The sequence below is a fragment of the Halobacteriovorax vibrionivorans genome (genome assembly GCF_003346865.1).
Taxonomy (GTDB): Bacteria; Bdellovibrionota; Bacteriovoracia; order Bacteriovoracales; family Bacteriovoracaceae; genus Halobacteriovorax_A; species Halobacteriovorax_A vibrionivorans.
This window is the reverse complement of record NZ_QDKL01000001.1, coordinates 569930-593023: the sequence shown is the minus strand read 5'-3', so window position 1 is coordinate 593023 and position 23094 is coordinate 569930. Positions and strand designations below refer to the sequence as shown.

The following is a 23094-nucleotide window of genomic DNA, read 5'->3' as shown; positions in this document are numbered from 1 at the left end:
GTTGTCATGTCAGTAAATCATTCAAGTGAATCAAAATCATTATGGGGACATGCTTGGACTGAGCTTAAAAGAGATAAAGCTGCAGTTTTTAGTATGATCGTTATTGGTGGATACGTACTTCTTGCCGCATTAACTTTCTTTGGAGTTATTGCAGGTGAATGGTCAAAAGAAATCGGTGCTTCATATTCAGCTCCTTCATTGGACGCTCTATTTGGTACAGATATTTTTGGTCGAAGTGTTGTTTATAAAACTTTAAAAGGTGCAGAGATGGCCATTGGTATTGGTTTCTCTACTGCTACTATCTCAACTGTAATTGGTGTAACACTAGGTCTTACGGCCGGTTACTTTGGTGGAAAAGTCGATGAATTTATCGTTTGGTTTTATACATCAATGGCATCAATTCCATATATCATGCTTCTTTTTGCTGTGACGATGGTTCTTGGAAAAGGAACTTCTTCACTTTTCTTAGCTCTAGGTATCACTTCTTGGGTTGGACTTTGTCGACTTGTTCGTGGTGAAGTTATGAGACACAAGCAAAGAGAATATATTCAAGCAGCTGCCGCACTTGGTGCTGGAAATACAAGAAGAATGTTTAAGCACATCCTTCCAAATATTTTTCACATCGTAATCATTCAATTCTCTCTGAGATTTCAACAAGCTATTAAGTCAGAAGTAATCCTTTCTTATTTAGGTCTTGGTGTTCAAGGTCAACCTTCTTGGGGAACAATGATCGATGACTCTAAGCTTGAACTAGCTCGTGGAGTTTGGTGGCAATTAACAGCTGCAACAGTTGCAATGTTCGTTCTGGTACTTGCTCTGAACCTTCTAGGGGATGCTTTAAGAGACTCTCTAGATCCAAAACTAAAGGGTAAAGCGTAGTTATTTACTCGGTTAAAATTACCTAAGATTTTCGCGAATATATCCGATAATTATTGTTAAGAGGCCCATCTTTGGGCCTTTTATTTTAGTGACTTGGATGTAATGAGAGAAATCAAACAAACCTCAATTCATATAAAAGACTCACCTTTGTTAAGAGGCGAGTTATTCTGGTGTCGACCTAGTGGCCGTAGGCTTTGTATTGGTCACGCTGGAGAGTTTGCTAATCTTGAATTAATTGAAAAATTATCATCAACGAATGACCAATTTATCCAAGAAGTCTTAATTGATGAAGAAAGAGTCTCTCAAGTTATCGATCATTTCAATGAATTAAAATCCGCAAATCTTGAAGATGTAAAAATGCGTTATCGAAACCTCGTTCTTGTGGACTTTTATCGCGTTTTAAAAGGTGAGCAAAAGAGCTCTACTTTAGATTTCTTATTTATCTGCTATGAAGTTTTTAATGATCTGGTAATCGATGAAAAAGATATCGAAGATGAGTTTATTAGAACTAATGCAATGACATTAAAGAAAGCACAAGTTTCGGCCAGTATTGTTATTTATATGGCCCTAGTAAGTGGCTATTGTGACTTCAACTTTTTAAAAGAAGTTTATAATACAATTATCTTAACCTACTATTCTTACGTTTCTCGTTACGATCATATCGTTGATGAATACAGTCGTTCTGATAAAAATATAGTTCATCAAGAATATTTAAAAGGACTATCATCAAGGTTCTTTGAGTTAGATTACGGCCTATCAGATGATATTAGTTCAATTTGGTCTCAAGTACATCACAAAGTATTTAAATTGGATTTAGAATTTAATGCAAGTGATCTAGAAAGTATATTCAAGTCGATTCTACAAACTGTTAAGGAATATCGTTATATTGATGAAATTATGACTCAGGAGAGTTCGCGATGAGCTTTCAAATCGATATTCACACATTCTTAACTGATGATGTTTTCAATAAACTTAAAGAAGTGGTTTCTGAAGATATAAATTTGATCAAAGTTGGAACTGTTGATGAATTAGCGGATAAGCTTAATGTTATAACAAACGACTTCAGCACAACTGTCGATGCACAGGCAAAAGTCTTATATGTAAGTAATGATGTAAGCACAAAGCGAGCTTCTATAAGTCCTGAGGCAATAATTAATGCAAAAGAAAATGTCATTTTAGAAATTGAGCAATTCTTTGGTGTTATGCACACTCCAAAACAAAGAGTGCTAAAAAGCTTTCAATCGGCAAAGCAATATAAAATCACGTCTCGTTTTAGTATTGGATATTATTCAGACCTTATAAATTTAAAGTTACATGAAAAGTCTTTTGAAGTCGAAAATTATACAAATATGCTTCAATCTACTTTAAGTGAATTAGTCTTAGTCAAGCAGGCTTGTCCTGTTGAGATTGATCTACTATTAAGTGACAATGAAGCGCTTTTTTATATTAATGCCTTTTCAGTTTATATTGATGACAATTTAATTGAAAAAATTAGTTCATTTATGTCGGAAAAATGTTCATTTTTTGGCTTAAAAAGAAATGATAAGAAGGGACAGCTTCAAATTTGCTTTACTGTAGAGAAACAAAAAAGTTATCAAGCTTGTTTTGTATTCACTAAGTCTATTGAAATAAAACGTGATTCAGTTGCAACAGTTGATATTTCAGATGAAGAAAGCATTATTGATCATAAGAATTATCATGATCCTATCGTTAAGAAAGTTACAGTAAAGACTTTAAAAGATATTGTAGAATTCATGAAGAATCGAGAAGTTAGTGAAGAGAATTTCCTCGATGATCTCGATGCATTCCCTGATAAAGCAATCTTAAAAATTTTAAAAGATGATGAAATAGAATTCATAAAGAAAAGTGTTCTTAGTGACACTAATATCGATCTCAAAGAGGCCATTACTTCTACAGTAAAAGAGTCTTTTGATGATGCAAAAAAATTCAATGAAAAGTTCTTTAATAGTATTGATCGAAATACTTTTAAAGACCTGGTAAAGCCTGAAAGCTGGCCTCTTGATGGCGAAAAACTTAAGAATGAAATTGCGGACGAAGTTTTAGATAAGTCAGCTGTTAACTCATATGACGAATATGTTGAAAACGTAAAAGAGTATGTTAATGGTAAATATGATGTTCTCGATGAAGATTTCACAACAGTAAAAGATAATGCTGAGGGAAATATCGCTGAAGAGCTTATTAGAGTTAAAGGGCAAAATATTGAAGAATTTGTAAGAAGTTCTGAAACAGTTCAAATGAAGTCTAAAGTGGCCCGAATGAGTAGTCTGTTCAATCAGATGAAGGATGAACTGGATAAAACAAAAGCTGAAGCTTTAGAGAATGGAAATAAAGAAGAAGAGAAAAAAGTAATATCGGGAACTACGCAACATCACAAAGAAGAGCTCCAAGTAATTTCAGGTAGTAAACCTGAAGAGAAATCTGATATCCAAGTAGTTAAAGATAACACACCTAAGGAAGAGTCAACTGAAGATCTTACTGTTGTTAAGTCTCACGATGAAGTGGCGGAAAGTTCTAAAGAGGACGTCCTTGTTATTAAAGGTGAAGAAGACCTTGATGAGAAGGATGATGTCTTTGTTGTAAAAGCAGATGAACAAAAAGCAGATACAGGAAAGATGGAAGTTAAGAGTGCAAAAGATCTCAATGGAGAAGATCGTTGGATTCAAGACTTAGAATCAAAAGTGGATCAACTGACAAAAGAATTAGAGATTAAAAATGACTCGATAGAAGTTATGAGTCGAAAGGTTGATGAGGCACATCAGCTTGCTGCGAGTGAAAAGAAGCAGTTGGCCAATCTTCAGCTTAAGTATAAAGAAGAGTTAGTTAAAGTTGAAAGCTTAGAAAAAGAATTAAAGAAATATAATGAAGATGAAGCTGGGGCCAAGGGTGAAAACCCTGCTGAGAAGCTAAAAGAGGCCCAGAATGAAGTTAAAAAATATAAGCAAAGACTTAAATTTGCCCAATCTCAAATTCAAAACCTTGAAAAAGCTAAGAAAGCAGCTGCTAGTAAAGGAACTAACGATAAGAAGCTTAGTCATCTTGAGAAGATGCTAGATAAACAAAAACAGCTTAAATCTAAAGCAGATACTGAAGTTGCTAATTATAAACGCGATAATCATAAGCTCTCTCAAGAAAATAAAATCCTTTCAAATAAAATCAAAGAGTTAGAGATGAAGCTCGATAAGAAAAATAAATCAGCAGCATAATTTTTTCTTGCCAAATTATTACAAACCCTTTATAAATATTCTCACGCCTTACCAATGAAAGTTTTTTAAAACCGAATATGTGCCCAGATGGTGAAATTGGTAGACACGCTAGACTTAGGATCTAGTGCCTTTGGCGTGGAGGTTCAAGTCCTCTTCTGGGCACCATCTTTTTGCTTCCGTATCGGAGGCTTTTTTTTTGCCTTTTTTCTTCTTTAGGTCCCAACTTTGTAAAAATAATTAATCGTATTACTTGTTTAAACGATTCTATGTTCCACTCTGCACGAAAACGTGCCATCGGGCACCTTTTCCCGCAGGCGGTCTGGGCACCATCTTTTTGGAGGCGGCATTTTCCAGGATGGAAAAATGACGACGAACAACGCCGACCGACCCGGATGGGAGGTCTGGTGATAGCTTCCGTATCGGAGGCTTTTTTTTTGCCTTTTTTCTACCTTAAGTCCCAACTTTGTAAAAATAATTAATCGTATTACTTGTTTGAACGATCCTAAGTTCCACTCTGCACGAAAACGTGCCATCGGGCACCTTTTTCCGCAGGCGGTCTGGGCACCATCTTTTTGGAGGCGGCATTTTCCAGGATGGAAAAATGACGACGAACAACGCCGACCGACCCGGATGGGAGGTCTGGTGACAGCTTCCGTATCGGAGGCTTTTTTTTGCCTTTTTTCTGCATTAATGCTGATTGGACTTGAACCTACGGTTCAACCTGCGTTCATTTCGGGCGCTAACGCTTCTGGATTATGGGGCATAGATGACATTAACTGGATATGGACCTTCAACAGTTGAAGTACCATCTCCTAAGTAGATATGGAGTGTGTCACTTGTTGCTGGGACATCTGTAGAGAAGATTCCTCTTAGCTCACTAGTACAATCATTTGTTAATGCACCAGCTGCTGGAGCACCTAGAGATGAATCTTGGATTAGGTATTTAGTATTTCCATTACAGTCTGATATTGTCATATAAGCAATTGGGTCAACAATGGTATTACTTGGGTTAGCAAGGCTTACTTGAGTTGTGGTTGGATTCTCAAGATTCGCTTGTCCTTGTTGATAAACATACTTTATCATTTCTTTAGTTAAAGGCTTTTTCCAAATACTCGTGTTATCGATTGTACCAGTGAAGAAGTTAATACCGCCATCTTCAACACCACCAACTCTTAGTGGTACGGTTGTAATGTTCTTCATTGCTTCTGGCCCAATAACCTTGTAACTTTCTAGCTCACCATTAATATACATACGGATAACATTTCCACGTCTTGTTATGACAATATTTGTCCACGTTGTAAGTGGTATCTGCCCATTTGATGTTATTGTGTCAAAGCCGAGCATTGGGAAGGTGTCAGTAGCTGTTGTCGTCGCATGATATGAGAACTTAATATATTGATTATCTGTATATAATCTAAATTCTTGTTCATCTACATCGGCTTCATTCCACTTGTTGAGAATTGTTCCTTCATCGTCTGAGTCATCAACGAGGTTGATCCAAGTTGAAATTGTAAAGTCAGTACCTAGATTAATTTCATGATCAACAGTTTCGAAATAGTTTTCATTAGCATAGTCAAATGCTTCTCCTATCTGTGCAGACGGATTATATGTTGCTGAGCTTGGCGTTGAAGATGGAACATTGATTAAGTCCTTAGAGCCAATTGCTGCACTTAGGTTTGGAGCTGAGTAATTTGCAGACTCAAATCCCCAGAAAATATCTTCAAGTGGTGTTGCTTGAGGTTGCGAAGTATATAAAATTGGCATTTGAGACATTCCACGTCCATAAAGAGTCTCTATATCTAAAGCAGATAACTCTTGATTCCACATTGCTGTCTCATCTATACCTCCAACAATACCAACGCCATTTGTTTCACGCTGACTTGCACCAATTCGAAGTGGAATAGGTGAGTTCACAAGATCGCCATTATCAATTGTCTCATTTCCAACGTTTACTGAGTTAATGTAGAAGTTTACATTCGTACCTGATCTCGTGATAGCGACATGATTCCAATTACCAAATTCGATCTTACCAGTTGAACAGATCTTCTTGTATGAATCATTATTCCAAACTTGGGTACTGTTGACTGTTTGATACTCTAGGCATAGACGGCCATTACTATCAATTAATTTACGATATGACTGTTCTGCAATTGTACTATTCCATTTATCATTAATGACACTGAAAGATGTCGGTTTTGCGATGTTTATCCAATTTGAGATTGTAAAGTTTGACGTGATATTAAAAGTATTTGATACATCCTCAAGGTATCTTGTACCGTTAAACTCTATCGTTTCTCCTTCTATATAACTACTTTCTAAAGATAGAACAACTGAAGGACTGAATACATCATCATTTATTTCTTCAAGAATAATATTGTTATTTAGGTTTTCGTTATTATAGTTCAAATATAAGCCAGGCTTTGCAATCATTACTGGATTGTATGTCAGTGCAAAATCAGAGCTTGTTGTTACATTTCCTGCTTCATCCTTAAAATATACACTTATTGTATTTGCTCCACTTTCAAGAATTGGTGAGTGAAGTGCAGAGTTTATCGTAGAGCAATTTTTCCAATTTGGATTAATTGCACTTGGAGTAATACCCGTTAGATTTATTAGAACACCAGTGATGTCACTGCATGAGCCAATCGTAAATCGAGCATAAGAAAGATTCGTTGGTGATGCTGTTTCAAGTGTAATTGCTGGAATTGCTGGAGGAGTGAGATCACCAGTTACATGTGTAATATCAAAACTTGATGTATATGAACTAACAACAGATCCCGTTTTAAACCATATCTTAACAGTGTTTAGTGAATCCGAAGTAAGAGTTGGTGAAGTTAGTCCACCTGCTACATCGGTACATGCTACCCAGCCTGGAGTTCCATCAAGCGGATCACTATCGAGGCTTGTTCCTACCCAAACATGAGTATAGTCTTGGCAGTCATTGAGCGTGATTGAAACTGTTGAATCATTTGTTGTATTACCAACACCATTAAATGCTATTGTAGGTGCCGCTGAAATAGGCTCATTGGCCAATCCTTTCTGATATAATTTATAAATTTGGTTGAAGTCGAGAGCATCGTACCATACAGCAAGTTCATCAATACTACCGTCAAATCCATATTCATCACTATGAGTATTATTATAAGTTCTCCACATATTTACATTTGAAACATCAGCTATGTGATTTGATCCTAATGTAATTGTTGTTGCATCATTAACATAGTAAGAATCGAAAATCTCAGCGCCTAATTTAAGTCGCTTTAGGTCACTTGTACTTTCAGCGTAAACTCCTGATTGTGTAGAGATAGCATTATTGACTAATGTTATTTGTGTTGGACTATTAACTGAAGCAACTTGACCAATCTCGTTACCAAAAGTGATATATGAGTTATTTGGGAATTGGGCCGAAGTAAAGTTTGTTCCAACTCCTGTAATAATATTTGATCCTGTTGTACTTGATACTGTTCCTGGGATAACCTTTCTAACATTCTCACCAGAGGCTCCTGAAACATGATTTGCATCGAGTATAAATGTCGTATTATCTGTAATGCTTGCAATAGTATGAACTTCTCCTGCAATGAGTACACTTTCTCCAACCGTTAAGTCTTGAGTGAAGCGAGTACCTGTACCTGTAACAACTGTAGTATTTGAAATGATATCAACACTTCCATGGATATAATTATAGAATTTATTCTCAAAATCAGAACCAATACCAGTGATAGTATTTGTTCCAGCTGCAACTGAGACATCTTCTGCCATAAGGTCAAGCCCGCTTAGACCTGACTCACCAATTCTTAAAGGTGTTGTAAGATTGTTGTTAACAATTTGAGCAGCTGTTCCAATTAAAGCGGCACCGTATTCACGGCCATTAATAAAGATAGCAAGCTTTCTTACATCTCTTTTAATCGCAAGATGGTGCCAGCCATTAATTCCACTAAAAGATGTTGTTTCAACTTTAATAGCTTGTTTGGTAATATCCGTTTCATAACCATTTCTTAGATAGAGTATATACTTTCCTGAACCAGTAGAAGTGTGTTTATATTCTAGTCTGAAAACTCTCTCTTCAAACTCTGATCCCCATTGATCAATAATAACACTCTTATCATCAGTGAAAATGTTTGCGCTATCTGCATTCGGTTGCTTGATCCACATTGATAATGTGAACTCTGAAGTGAAGTCAATTGGTGCAACAGAGTCCGATCGTAAAAATTGTCTTGCGCCAACGGTATTTATATCATCACCTGCTAAAATATCTTCATAACGAGTGAATTGGAAAGCCTCTCCTTCAATAGCATCAACACTTCCTGTCGTAACTGCATTTTTCACATTTAGAGATTCTGAGTTTGTTACCCCACTTAAGCTATTTGAAGTAAGTTGTGTGTTATTAAAGTTCCAGTAAAAGTCAGGAACGGCAGGTTCAACATAGTTTAAAGGATATAGTTCTAGCTTTTCTTGATTACTTCCCTTGAAGAATAAGTAAGCAATTTGATCTTCTGTAAGAGGTGAGTCATAGATAACGACTTCATCTAGTCGACCTCTCGTTTCTAGTAATGATAGTTTCCCACTGTTGTGAAGTTTTAGATTGTTTGTCTTAGTATAAAAAGATGAAATTAGTTTTCCATTAAAATATATTTTTAGAGAGTTGTTTTCTCTTCTAAAAGTTAAGTGTGTCCACTGCGCTGGTATCAGTGATTGATTTGTTGTAAAAGTTCCGATATCAGGTATGTGAATTTGAATTTGATTTAGTGATGTTCTCGAAATTCGTAGCTGCCCATACTCTAAAAGTTTATATTCAGATGTTGCTTGTGGTAAGTGCCACATAGAGATCGTAAAATCTCTTTCCATATCGTATTCAAAAGTAAAAGTATTACTAATTGTTTCTGATGAGAGAGTTGATTCAACTGCATTTCCACCAATTGCAGATGAAACTTTAGGTATATCACTTGAGGCTTTAATATGAAGGTTTCCTGCTAAGTCTCTAAAGTGGTCAGCACTAATAGAATCTTCAGTGTTAAATGTATAGTATGCCAGTGGATGAATTAAGTCTGGTGGAATATAGGTAACATTAAAAGATGTTGATCCTGAGATATCTCCTTCTTCATCTCTAAAGTAGACAGTAATATCGTTATCACCTCTTTCAAGTAAATGGGAAATTACATATCCTTCATCACGGGTACAATACTGCCAGCCAATATCGTCTTTACTTGGTGGTGCATCTGAACTGGAATTAACATAGATTGCATTAATCAGAATCCCGTTTGCTCCAGTACATGTTGGCATTGTAAAATGACTCCATGGTGAAGACGTCGTTGTAAGATTACCTGTGAGCTCTATTCCTGGGTCAGTTGGAGCAATACCATCCGCTAGTGTCGTAGGAAGAAGGTCTGATCCGTATTCGTATAGATAGTAAACTTCTTCTTCTGATAGAACATTGTGCCAAATCATGACATCATCAATAACGCCTTTAAAGAAAGAGTTTGCTTCAGCTGTTTGTAGATATCCTGTTTCTGCACCAATATTCCAATAACTAAAGTCATCATTAACAACTTCAATATAATTTCCATCAAAGAGCTGAGCGTATTTTTCCGCTACTTTTACACCATCAAGATATAGCTCTAGTTTTTGTTTGTTAAATGTTCCTACTATATGGTGAAGGCCTGTATTGTAGATACTTGTATCAAAATCTACAGTTAGAGTTTGAATGCTTCCTGTTGCTCCAGGGGATCTTGCAGTCACATAAAATTGTAAATTACCATTTTTAACTCTAAGTCCAATCCCTGATCCATCTGTGAGTGTTGCTTTTTGAATATTACCAGCGATGTGACGATGCTTTGTTTCGCCTTTTACAAGATGGGCCCATGCCGATATTGATGTTGTATACATTGGGTTTGTATTTGCATCTGGTTTTATCTTAATAAATTCATCGATACCATTAAAGCTGAACCCTTCTTCAATTACAGCATTGTCTCCACTCGTTGCAGTTGATTCAGGTGGTGTTGTGGCATCAAGTGATCCATGTGCAGTACCAAAATTATCATAAACTTGAGGATGTCCATAAGCGCCAGATGCTGCTGAATCCAGTGACCAGTGAACACTTGGCCTTGGTATGTCAGAAACATAGGTTGGCATTGTATATGATTGATCATTTGCAGTACCAGAAGCTGCGGAAACTTCACCAGTAAATGATCTTGCCCAAACCCTTGGCGTTACCGATCCAGTTGGTAGAGGCGAGCTTAATATACCACCTGCTATTGTGTTACAAACTTGCCAATTTTCATCTGTATCACTTGGCTGTACTGTTGAGTCAGATACCAAGATCATATCGGTATCTGTACAATCATTCATTGTCAGACGAAGTCTTGAACCAAATGATTTATAACCTGGGTTATAAATAGAAGCTCTTGTATTGGCCGGAGTTACAATCGGTCTTAATGGATCATAGTTTCTCGTATTATTATTTGCATAATTACTATAGAGATTTGTAATTTGAGATTGATTTAGCGCCTTACTCCAGATTGCAACGTCATCAATATTCATATTTGAATGTTTAGATATTTGTTCATCTGCTCCTGCTTTCGCGGCCATAACAAAAGGAACTTCTTCAACAGCATCATAAGTTACACTTTCAAAATCATTTAAGTCTTTCTCTCTTTTCAGTGTTCCGTTTTCATAATATCTTAGATAGCGTCCATCATATGTGTATAGAACATACACCCAAGATGAAGGAAATTGTGAAACAGGTAAATCAAGTACATAATTTCTATTACCGATATTAACTTTGAAATCAACAAATTTATTACTAGTTTCACAAGAAGATTCATCGCATATTAGATACATCTCCATACCACCTGGCTGTGCACCAGTCATACTGAAGAAACGATCGCCACTTCCTTCATCCAATGGAATATTGTGATCCATCCAAAATCCAATAGTGAATTCATCTGTAACTTTTAGTTGTGGATCGTAATCAGTTTTTAAATATTGACGTTCACCATCAAAACTTAATCCATTTCCAACTTTTGCAGAGGCTATATTTTGAGCACCAAAATTATTGATGTTGATAGCGTTTGATGAGTCGTAGAAAATACTACCGATTTTCGTATTTTGATCGAGCGTCCAATAAGCAACTGGCTGAGGAAGAGGTGGGTCTGTGTATTCAACAACGATACTTTGAGGTGAGCTTATATTTCCTCTTGCATCTCTAAACCAAAAATATACTGTATGTACACCTGGAGTGAGTGTCGGTGAATCGATTGCACCATCTTTTGTACTACATTGTTGCCATCCACTTGATGTATTTGTTGGCCCTGGTTGAGCATCAACAGTGATATAGACACCAGTGATATCATTACAGTCATTTATTGAATAAACTGGATTTGGATTATCTGTTGGCCAATTTGTTCCAAACGTCGAGTTAACAACAGAAAGTGTTGGCGTTGTTGTTGGAGCTGTTGAATCATTTGGATAAACTTCATCTACATATCTCTTATAATGGTAGAAAATCTCTTCATCAGTAAGAGTCTGATTGAATACCATAAAGTCATCAAGAGCACCTTGGAAGTTTTCTGCTTGTGTATTGTCACCTAGATAGAAACCACTTACAAAATCAAAGTCAACTTTACGTATCGTCGTAGTTGACCAGTTTTGATAGCCAGGATCTGCTTGAGCAACAAGATTAGCATCAATATATAAAGATAATTCTTGTCCATCGTATTTTACTGCCAGTTGATGCATTCCGGTTTGAATCAGTTCTAGAGGATATCTAATAATTCCATAAGGAACACTTCTAGTATAGCCAGATGGTTGAACGATATTTACTTCAAAAACAATATCGCCACTATCAAGATAAACACGTATGTCATCTTTTGAGTTTTTCTTTGTAATAATTTGTCTAGTAGCTGTATCAGTACTATCTAAATGCAACCATGTCATTAATGTAAAGTTATACAGATTTTCAAATCTAAAATTATTAGCAATATCTATATAATCATCACTACCATCGAATATTACTTCGTTACCGTTACTACTTGTTGAGATTGTTGGGCTTCCATTTAGCTGAGCTGATACTTGTGAGGTATGATCAGTAAGTGTTGAACCGTTAATCGTGCCATTATCAAAAGATGCATGATAAATAGGCTTTACCAGATCGTAGTCTGAATATGTTGGAATCGGATCAATTTCTTTTGTACCTGCTAATGTCGAAATATCTCCAAGTGCATTCTTTGCATACACATCAACATAAGTTGTTCCAGTTGGAAGCTTTTCAGATAATATTGCACCAGGGTTAGTTACACAACGATGCCAGTCATCGCTGTCATCGGCCGGTGGTGGTGCTCCTTGATAAGTAATATATACCCAAGGAGTATTTGTACAATTTAAAATTGTCATCTTGGCGTAAGGGCCGAAATGACTATCGAAATATATATAAGCGTTATCAACATTTGAAGGTGCATTCATCGTCTCAACTTGTCTTGTCGATGACTGTCCTTTTGTATGTGCAGTTGCTACTTCTGTTGGTGATAAGTCATATCCCCAAACAGCAATTTCATCGACTTTCTCATTTAAAAAGTTTGTCGCAAGATTATTCTGATTAGATTCTGCACCAATTCTAAAATCAGTTGGAACATCGTAGCGAACGAAATCTCTTTCAGGTAGTACACCTGAAGTAGCAATTTCGACGCCATTTAAATACAACTTAACTTCCTGGTCATCAAAAATACCGATTACATGATTCCATCCTGTTGTAACACCGGCCATTGAACTCGCTAAATTAATTGTTCCTGCAATGTCTAGCTCAAGTGTAAATCGTATGTTTCCACCGCTTTGATAGAGTTTATAACCACCTCTGTTTGTTGCTGTTGAATAGACATGGCGGTCAATATAGACACGGTTTGTACTATCAGATTGTGTAAGATAGAACCATCCACCAACAGATAAGAAGTTAACTGGTGTCAATAAGACAGTGTCTTGAGTTGTTAGATAAGACTGGCTACCTGTAAGGGATAATGCTTCTCCTACTTTTCCTGTGGTATAAGTTGCTGTCGGGTTATCGGCAGCATCTACGTTAACTTCGATTAGGTCGTGTACTCCATGTTCAATAATATCAATGACAGTTCTATCAACGCTTGCAACACTTTCGATTGGCCAGTAAGCATTTGAATATGGAACTGTTGCAATTGGAGTATAATTTACAACTAGATCAGAAGAAGAACTTGTTACATTACCAGCTAGATCTTTAAACCATGTCGTTATAGTGTGACCACCTTCTGTAAGTTCTTCTAATCCAAATGAACCACGTCTTTCTCGACATACTTCCCAGCGATCATCTTGCTTGTCAGGTCTTGTCCCTTCATTAACTAGGACTCCTGAAATATCTGTACAGTCGTTAACGGTGAAATATGCTTTATTAGAGAATAAATCTGGTCTAGTATTTTCTAGTGTTAAAGTAGGGTTCGGTGGTTCCGTTACATCCGTCTCGTAAAGAATATCTGCACCATTATGATATAGAGAAGACGCTTCTAGTCCTGTTAGAACTTGATCCCAAATAATGACTTCATCTATTTTATTTGCAAAGTTACTATCTTCGATATTGTATAAGTTACAATTTAAACCAGAGCGCGCATAGTAATGTGATTTACCATTTGTTGGCTCATCTCCAGTAGATGCTTTTGCCCCAACGAAAGTGTTTACACCTGTCTCATAGACGATTGGCGATGGTGAAGCATTAGAGAAGGACTTGACAAAAATACCATCAAAATAAAGACTGGCCTTCTGTCCATCATAAGTACCAATAACTAAGTGCCATCCTGTTGTGTAGTTCTTTGTTTCAAGATATGGTTCTAAGAGCCCATCTGCTGTATGAACAGTAAATCGAAGCCCTTTGTCATCCTTGTTGGCCGCATCAACTTTTATTGACCAACCTTTGCCATTGAACTCATTTGAGATGATATGGTCATCAGAGTGTACACCATCACCAGTTAAGTAAACCCATGCTGCAACAGAGAGTGTGTCACTTGGCTTAAGCTTTGAGTTCTGAGGAGACTTAACGCGCAAGAATCGGTCATCGCCAAAAAGCATCGATTTATTTAGAACACCATCAGAATCGATTGTTACAGGTGCTAATGCTGGATTGTGTACCATTGTTCGAGGACATGTATCATTATCAAAATCAACATACTCTAATTCATAACCTTCATTTTTAAGCTTTAGGCCACTGATGCGATCTAAGGCTTCGTTTGAGGTACTGTTGTAGTGGGCTTCGTCAAAAGTCCAGTGAACAACTGGTCTTGCAATAGGTTTATCGTATTTTGTAATAATTGGAACATACTCAAAAGTTTTTGAAATATTTCCGTAAATATCTTTTGTCCAAAACTTTGCATAATTGTCAGTTGGATCTAGTCTTTTTGAAAGTAGACCACCTGTTAAAGTATTACAAAGTTGCCAGTCCTCATCATTTTTGTCCGGAGGGAATTCGTTCTTTGTAACAATAATATAATCAAGTCCAGTACAGTCTGTGACTGTTAGGTTTGCTCTTGATACTAATGAGTTGTAGTAAATGATATTCAGGTTTACTGGAATTGATGGAGGAGTAACATCGTAATACGCTTTATCTCCTTTAGATTGTCTCTCGTATAATTCATTTATAACGGTATCACTTAAAGCAGCTCGATAAAAAGAAACTTCATCGATACTACCATCAAAGTAATTACCCGATGGGCCTGTTGATGTTGTAGGTGATGCTCCAATTAAGAATGAATTGCTTTGTGCATAATCAATATCAGCACTTCCCGCAATAACAGTATTAACTTCTTCTATTCCATTAATAAATAGTCTAATCGTTCCATTATTCCAAACACCCGTAACGTGAGTCCAATCTCCTGGAGTTAATGATGTCGTTGAGTAGGTAGCAACTTGAGGGCCACCTAAGGCTTGAACCTTAAATTCTACAACACCGTTATCAAGAGCAATCTCGTAACCGCCGTTGTTGTAGTTACCTGCAATTACTTGTCTTGAAGTTGGGAAAGAATCCACATTAAACCACGTTGATAGTGTTACTTCAGAAGCTGGCTCAAATGATACATCGTTTGAGACTTCAATATAATCACTCGTGCCGTTGAAATTCATTGCTTCATCGGCAACACCCGTTGACTCTATTGGCCCATAGTTTTCTCCATGATGAGCACTTGTTACGTCATAGATCACGCTTCCATCACGATTTGCTCGGTCTAGTGTGTAGTAAGAGTCAGGAGTAGGTATGGTTGCATCAAAGTTATATGTGATTGTTAAATCAGTTGAAGTGTCAGAAACATTTCCAGACTCATCCATAAACCATACACGTAGATCATTTGCACCAATTTCTAATAAGCTCGATTTAATTAGGTCATCTGTTGTTGAACATGTTTGCCAATTAGCAATTTCACCAGTTGGCTTGGTATCATCGAGTGCTACATAGACCTTAGCAATATCGCTACAGTTATCTACGTTGAGTCTTGCGACAGGAATTCCAATTGTGTAAAGATTATCACGTGGAGTAACTGGTACTGAAAGTGGAGGAACAGTATCTTGTCCTTCAAATAATTCAGTAATAGCTGCAGAAGTTAATGAGTAGTCCCAAACTAATACTTCATCGATTTTATTATCAAAATGCGTTCCAAGAGCAGCACCATTATTACATGTTGCTCCAGCACCAATTACAAATGAACCTAGACAAGTGTATTGAATAGGTAGGACACTTCCGTGGTCAACACTTGCAACTTGTATACCGTCAATATATAGATTTGTGTTTTGTCCATCATAGACACCAACGATATTATGAAATCCTGTTGTGTAGGCCGAGGTTGCAATTGCAACTGATCTTGTTCCACCACTAGTTTCCACAAAGAATTTCAATTCACTTGTACTGTTGTCAATTTCAATTGAGTAACCATGAGAAGAGATTCTATTCCCGGCCAGCACCTGCTGACGATTATCATTTGCAGTCAGTTGGGCCCAGATCGAAATGGTTACTTCATCTGCGACTTGAGAAAGTGCGGCATGTTTAGTCTCTAAGTAGGTATTGCTTGCTTTTACAAATTGATAAGCTTCATTTTGGACTCCAGATACACTTGGTGTCGCACCATTATTTGTTGCATGGTAACCAGATCTGATCTCTTGAACTAGTGATCCATCAATATGATCATTATCCATAGTATAATGTAGAATACTTGGTTCATAATGATTTGTTGATGTTACAACTGTATCTACATAGTAAAAAGCATTAGTGATATTATTGTATTCATCTTTACCCCACACTTTTAATTCATGAGGACCTTGTGTTAGGTTCTTGTTAATTGCTGCACCAATAACTTCACGGCATAGTTGCCAACGTGGTGTATCTACTGTTGGTGGGTGAGTCGTTTCATCGATATAGATGAATTTATTATCTCCACAAGTATCAATAGTTAATTTTGTATTTTGTAGTGTCTCACCATAGAAAGAAGCAGAAGCTATATCTGCTGGCTTAGTGGAATGTTGACTAACCTTAAATTGGTTGAATGTATCAATATAGAGATTTAAAATATTTTGTTCAGATAAATACTTATCCCAAATTGCTAGTTCATCTAATTGTCCATCGAAATTACTTGTTATAGTCGGCTGATCAGTACAATTAACATCCGTACCAACTGCAAGAATTGTAGGACATCCATATTGGAGATTTGCTGGAGAGCCTAAATCTGTCGTTGCCTGTAGTTGTCCATCAATATAAATATTGATAAATCGTCCATCAGAAGTACCAGCAATGTGATGCCAACCTGTTGTGTACGAAGAAGTAGCAATTGAGACCGATTGTCCACTAGCATAGAAACGCAGGTCTCCTCCATTTAATTTGAATCCATATCCACCAACACCTTCTTCTATATTTCCCATGATAACCTTGTTTCCAGTGTCACCACTTGTTAGGTTTGCCCACATTGAGACAGAAACAGCGGTCGTCGGTTTTAGAATAGGTGTATTTTTTGTTAATAGATAACTGTTAGTTCCACTTAGCGAAACTGCTTCATCACTTCTACCGGCCGTACTTGTTACGCTGCCATTATTCCAATAGACAAGATGGTTTTCACCTAGAGCGTCGATAATACGACCCTCTTTTTTGTGAACGTTATCCATTGTCCAATATGCTATAGCGTCTGGATAAGCTCCTTGAGTTGGGTTAAAGATGAATGATACATCTCTTGGAGTTGAATTTATATTACCTGCAGCATCCTTAAACCATGCTGATATTGTATAAGATCCAATAAGGTCAACGTGATATGTCAGTGCACCAACTGCTTCACTACAGTCTTGCCAGCCTGATTGATCCTTATCTGGTGCAACATATGGAGATGGATATTCAGATGGCTTCAGATAAATCTGATCGACATCTGTACAGTCAACTACAGTCATACCAACAGGTGCACTCGCAACTTCAGGTGCTCCTTCCACTATGATTTCTGGCCTCGGAGGTGGAGTTAAATCCCCATTTGCTTGAACTTCAACATCTTGAGTGAGAGAAGTTGTCGAAACATTTCCACTAGCATCTTTAAACCATGCATATAATGTATATACTCCATCTGGAGTAAGTGAAGCTGATTTTAAAAGCTCTGCAGAATTAGAGCATGTTAGCCAGTCTGGACTGTCGGCATCAGGGGCCGTTGAGCTCTTTGTTACGATCATGTCTGTAATTACATCATCAGGGTATTCTTTTGTAATACTTTGACCAGTTGCTCCCGCAGTGTGAGGGAAAACTAGTTCTAATGATGTATCATTAGTTATTGAAGCGACTTTTAAAATCTCACTTCCAATATTTATATAATCTCCAACGCTGATCTCACTTGTGAAAAGCGTTCCCGTACCAGTTACACTAGTTGTCGATGCCGTTATATCTACTGTCCCTGTCATTGCAACTGGAGGATTTGGTTCACAAGTGTTTAAAGTAAAAATAGCACGAGATGCATTATCTAATAAAATTGGCGGAGAGCTAGCATCTCCATTGTTTAATGTCATTGCCAAAGGAACAGCTGCTCCATCTCCTCCAGAAACTGGAGGTGGTGTTGAATCAACAGCAGTATAGCGAACAGTAAGTCTTTCATGCCACGGATCTAATGTATATCCATCATTAAAGTAGAACCATACATCAAGTGTGTGTATCCCTTCTGCTGGAATTATTGGTGAAGTGATAGCATTCATCGCAGTCGTACAGTCTTGGCCATCGCCAGTTGTAAAGTCTGCGACTGAAGGTGGAAGCTCCATTGTATCATCGAGTTTTACATATACTTTTGAAATATCAGTACAGCTATCAATTGAAATAGCAGCTGTATTTGTGTCAAGATCAGTTCCATTTGCTAAGTAAGCACTAGGAGGTACAAAGTTTACGTTAACTTGAGAGTAACCTGTTAGAACATTACTACTTAAATCTTTGTACCAGAAGTTTAGAGTTTGTTCTCCATCACTTGTTAGTGTATGTGTAATGGCCCCGGCCGATGTTGAACAAGTTTGCCATTGTGGATCACCTGGTGCTGGTTGTGTTCCTTGATTAATTAAAATTTCACTAATCCCATCACATGCTTCAAAAGTAAATGAAACATGAGGTCTATTTATTACTGGAGACTCAACCCAGTTGATGACAGGATCATATCGAAGAGGCAGATCAATAGCATTTAGAGAGATGCTTGTGTCTTCATATTTAAGATATACTTTTAGTGTATGATCACCTGGAGTAAGTGTATAAGATTTAAGTCCACCAATCGCTGTTGTACAAGTTTGCCAATCAGGATCACTCGCAGCAGGTTGTCCGTCAACGTCTTTGAAAATAACCTCAGTTATTCCAGCTTCTGTACAGTAATCAATGGAAATATCTGCAATAGTTGTATTAATTGTTGGCCCATTTTCTACCGTTAATTGTGGTGGTGTAAAGAAAACTTGATGGGCAATAAATGAAGGTTGCACATTTTCTGCAACGTCTTTAATCCAAAATTGAAGATTATTTGCTCCAACATCGAGATCATCAAATGTCATCGAATAATTTACAGTATCGCAAGTTTGCCAACCTGAGTCTGCGGCAAGTGGTGGAGCTCCAAGTCCTTTTGTGATTTTCACATGAGTTACATCGTTACAATCACTTAGGTTGAAAAGACCAAGGGGTTGTCCTGTAACAACTGTTCCCACAACTTCTCTTGCACCAATTGTCGGAGGAGTTGTATCGACTTCAATTGAGTCTGTAGAACAAGCAGAAAGAGTTGAATTACCTGCGCTATCAAAAGCTAATACTTTTGCATAATAGATATTATCTGTGAGTCCATCAATTGTTACGGCATCAGAGTTAGTGCCACTTCCTGTTAATGGATGTATTGTTTCATTTAAAGTACAAGCTGCATCTGTATATGTATAGATTTGATGGTCAGCAATACTATTGAGGTCAGTAAAGGCTGTCCAGCTTACACTAATATCATTTCCATCATTATCATAGAGATCAGCAAATTGAAGATCGGCCGTATTATCTGTTGGATTAATAAGATCAATTGTAATCGTATCTGTAGAACAAGCTGATTCTGTCGTATTTCCTGCAAGGTCAATTGCAACAACCTTTGCATAATAAACACCATCAGTAAGTCCATCAACAATCGTATTATTAGCAACTGTCGTATTTCCTGTTAGTCCATGGTCTACTTCATTTAAGCTACAAGCAGCATCTGTATAAGTTAAAATACGATGATCACTTAAATAAGTGTCAGTGAAACCCGTCCAAGTAAGATCTATATTATTTCCTGTATTGTTGTAGTCATTTGTAAATTGGATATTGGCCGTGTTGTCAGTTGGTGGCGTCTTATCGATTACGATAGAGTCAGTAGAACAAGCAGATAATGTATCAAATCCCATGAGATCATGGGCCCTAACTCTTGCGTAGTAAATACCTTCGGCAAGACCTGTGATATTATTTGCAGATGCTGCTGTGGAGCTTGTTAGTCCGTGATTTACTTCTCCTAGAGAACAAGATGAGTCGGTATATGTATAAACTTCATGATCACTTAATGTTAAATCAGAGAACGCAGTCCAAGTAACGGCAATATTATTTCCAGTATTTTCATGAGCAAGTGTAAATTGGATATTTGCAGTATTATCTTGCGGCGGTGTTGAGTCAACAATGATCGAGTCACTTGAACAAGCTGATAATGTTGTATTTCCTGCGTTATCCATTGCGCGAACTCTTGCATAATAAGTTCCGTCGGCAAGGCCATCAATAGAAGTTGAATCAGTTAAAGCGTTACTTCCTATATAAGGATGAGTTACTGTACCTAATGTACAAGAAGAGTTTGTGTAAGTTAGAACTTGATAATCAGCTATTCCATTTGTGTCTGTAAATGCCGTCCATGATACATTTAGATCATTACCATCAATATCATGAGTATCTGCAAAGATGAGGTTTGCTGTGTTGTCGGTAGGGGCGGTTGTATCAATGGTAATTACATCAGTGGAACAAGCACTTGTTGTTTCATTACCAGCTAAATCATAGGCAACTACTTTTATGTAGTAAGTACCATCGCTTAATCCATCAATGATTGCAGCATTGGTGCTCGTTGCACTACCAGTTAAGCCGTGATCGACTTCATTTAAAGTACATGCAGAGTCTGTGTAAGTATAAATTCTGTGATCACTTAAATATGTATCAGAAAAGTCTGTCCAAGACACATTAACGTTGTCACCGGTATTATTGTAATCGTTTGTAAATTGAACATCAGCAGTATTGTCAACAGGAGCTGTTTTATCAATTACGATTGAATCTGTAGAACATGCTGATAGAGTATCAAAGCCCATGGCATCATAAGCTCTTACTCTAGCGTAATATGTACCTTCGGCCAGTCCAGTTATGATGCTAGATGAAGTCGTCGTTGAGCCTGTTAACCCGTGATCAACCATGCCTAAAGTACAACTTGAATCAGTGTAGGTATAAAGTCGATGATCACTTAGAGTTAAGTCTGTAAAAGCTGTCCATGAAACAGCAATATTATTTCCTGTATTTTCATGTGTTGCACTAAATTGGACACTGGCCGTGTTATCTAGTGGTGGAGTTGAATCAACTATAATTGAATCTGTTGAACATGCAGACTTAGTACTATTTGCACCTGGGTCAAATGCTTCAACAATTGCCCAGTATTGGCCATCGGCAAGAGAAGTAATATTTGTGGCATTGGAATTTGTACCACTTGAAGTTGCTCCATGGTCAGTTTCACCAAGCGTACAAGTATTATTTGTGTATGTATAAAGTTTGTGGTCGACAACACCATCAGGGTCTGAAAATGCTGTCCAAGTAACAGCAATACTATTTCCATCAATATCAGTAGCTGCAGTAAATTGTAAATCTGCTCCATTATCAATAGGTGAGTCTTTGTCGACTCTTATGGTATCTGTAGAACAGTTTGAAGTTGTTTCACTTCCTATTCCATCAATTGCTGTAACAGTTGCCCAGTAGTCTCCTGTATTTAATCCGTCCACAGCAGCACTGTCAGAATTAGTACTACTTCCAGTAAGAAATGTACCTACTGATGTTGAACATGTTGAGTCACTAAAGATTTCAATACGATGATTTGTAAGTGTTAAGTCACTGAATGCTGTCCATGAAATAGAAAGATCATCACCGTCATTATCTAATGTGTCGATAAATTGTAAGTCCGCTCCATTATCAACAGGTGCAGTTGCATCGACAAAAACACTATCGAGTGAACAAGAGGATGAGCCTTCAAGTCCCACATGATCGATTGCTATGACCTTTGCCCAGTATTGTCCATCCACAAGGCCATCAACATTCGTATTATCGGTTATTGCGGCACTAGAAGTCGTATAGCTATTATAGAGATTTAATGGGTTACAGGTATTATCAGTATATAATTCAATGCGATGATCGACGACTTGTTGATCAGTAAAAAGGCTCCATTGAACAGGGATATTATCACCAACAATTTCAACATCATTATCAAAAGTAAAACCAGTTCCAGTGTTATCAATAGGAGCAGTATTATCGTATGTAATATCTATTGTTGTGTTAGCACTTGAAATAAAATTCAATGGAGTAACACTATCTGCATCTACATCTTCTGTTTTTGTCCATAGATAGTAAGTATTAAGTCCTTCACTTGGAAAGTTGTTTTGTAAATAACCACTTGAGAGAGCGGTTTCACAGCTTACCCAAGCATCACCGACACTAGGAGTGGTTCCTGTCGTATTGGCAAAGACATACTTTGTTTGAGTTGGAGGCTCAAAATAGACAGCATCACCTGAACAGGCATTCAGTGAGCAACTATCAATATTTAAGGTTGTAGGCTGATCTTTTGTCAGTGTACCTAGAGATGAAGTTAAGTTTGGGATAGTTGGGTCAGTATCTAAGTTAATTGAAAAGTTTGGTCCACTAGTTCCGAGCTCTTTTTCAAAGACGTTACCTGCTTCATCTCTAGCAATGATTTTAAAAGCAGGGGCAGGGTGATTCTTATTAGGAACACAGAATTTTATTTGATTGCTACCACCTGTAACAGTTGTAACTTCAGAATAATTAGTTGTATTAAAATCTGGTGTGTAGAGAATCTTGGCACTTGCTACACCAGAGTTATCATCAGTTAGTGTGTAGTTTAGTGTAAAATCATTATTACCGTTCATCGGGCCGGCAGTGGTAACAAAGTCAATTTCAGGTGGAACTTTATCGTACTCAGTGATTGAGTTAATATCGATGCGGCCTTTTAAGGGATCTGAACACCCAGTAAAAAGGAATATAATCACAAGTGAATATATTGATAAATTAAATAAACTTATTCTACTAACCCCATGATATTAGTTTCATTTGTTAACGTTTAACGCGTTATCCCGTTAAATTAGTTTAAATCTTGTTTAGTTTTTCTTATAGGGGTAAATTATTGCCAATAATATTTATTATCTCGCTTAAACAAATATTAGGTAGTTATGGAGGCAGAATTGTACTCATTCCTTG

General features: G+C 37.2%; 4 protein-coding genes and 1 tRNA gene. 4 read left to right on the top strand and 1 reads right to left on the bottom strand.

Annotation, left to right across the window (positions count from 1 at the left end):
- Positions 1-6: 6 nt before the first annotated feature.
- The 4 genes from DAY19_RS02820 to DAY19_RS02805 all read left to right on the top strand — a co-directional run bounded on the left by DAY19_RS02820 (position 7) and on the right by DAY19_RS02805 (position 4268).
- Positions 7-879 carry an ABC transporter permease gene (locus DAY19_RS02820; protein ID WP_114705666.1) on the top strand — a complete coding sequence of 291 codons (873 nt, stop codon included), beginning with the start codon at positions 7-9 and terminating at the stop codon, positions 877-879.
- Positions 880-981: 102 nt separating this feature from the next.
- On the top strand, positions 982-1800 hold the full coding sequence (locus DAY19_RS02815) for a hypothetical protein (protein WP_133296867.1): 819 nt from the start codon (positions 982-984) through the stop codon (positions 1798-1800).
- Entirely contained in the window at positions 1797-4103 is a 2307-nt protein-coding gene (locus DAY19_RS02810; RefSeq protein WP_114705664.1) for a hypothetical protein, read from the top strand. Before DAY19_RS02815 ends, DAY19_RS02810 begins: the two co-directional genes overlap by 4 nt.
- Positions 4104-4184: 81 nt before the next feature.
- Positions 4185-4268, top strand: a tRNA-Leu gene (locus DAY19_RS02805).
- A gap of 588 nt (positions 4269-4856) precedes the next feature.
- Here the strand turns inward: DAY19_RS02805 and DAY19_RS02795 are convergent.
- The gene (locus DAY19_RS02795; protein ID WP_114705662.1) at positions 4857-22886 is read right to left on the bottom strand and encodes a LamG domain-containing protein; all 18030 of its coding nucleotides are present in this window, start codon (positions 22884-22886) and stop codon (positions 4857-4859) included.
- Positions 22887-23094 lie beyond the last annotated feature (208 nt).

Excerpts from the sequence above, each read along its gene's own strand:
- DAY19_RS02810 (WP_114705664.1), top strand. The coding sequence starts at position 1,797 with ATGAGCTTTCAAATCGATATTCACACATTCTTAACTGATGATGTTTTC.
- DAY19_RS02815 (WP_133296867.1), top strand. The coding sequence starts at position 982 with ATGAGAGAAATCAAACAAACCTCAATTCATATAAAAGACTCACCTTTG.
- DAY19_RS02820 (WP_114705666.1), top strand. The coding sequence starts at position 7 with ATGTCAGTAAATCATTCAAGTGAATCAAAATCATTATGGGGACATGCT.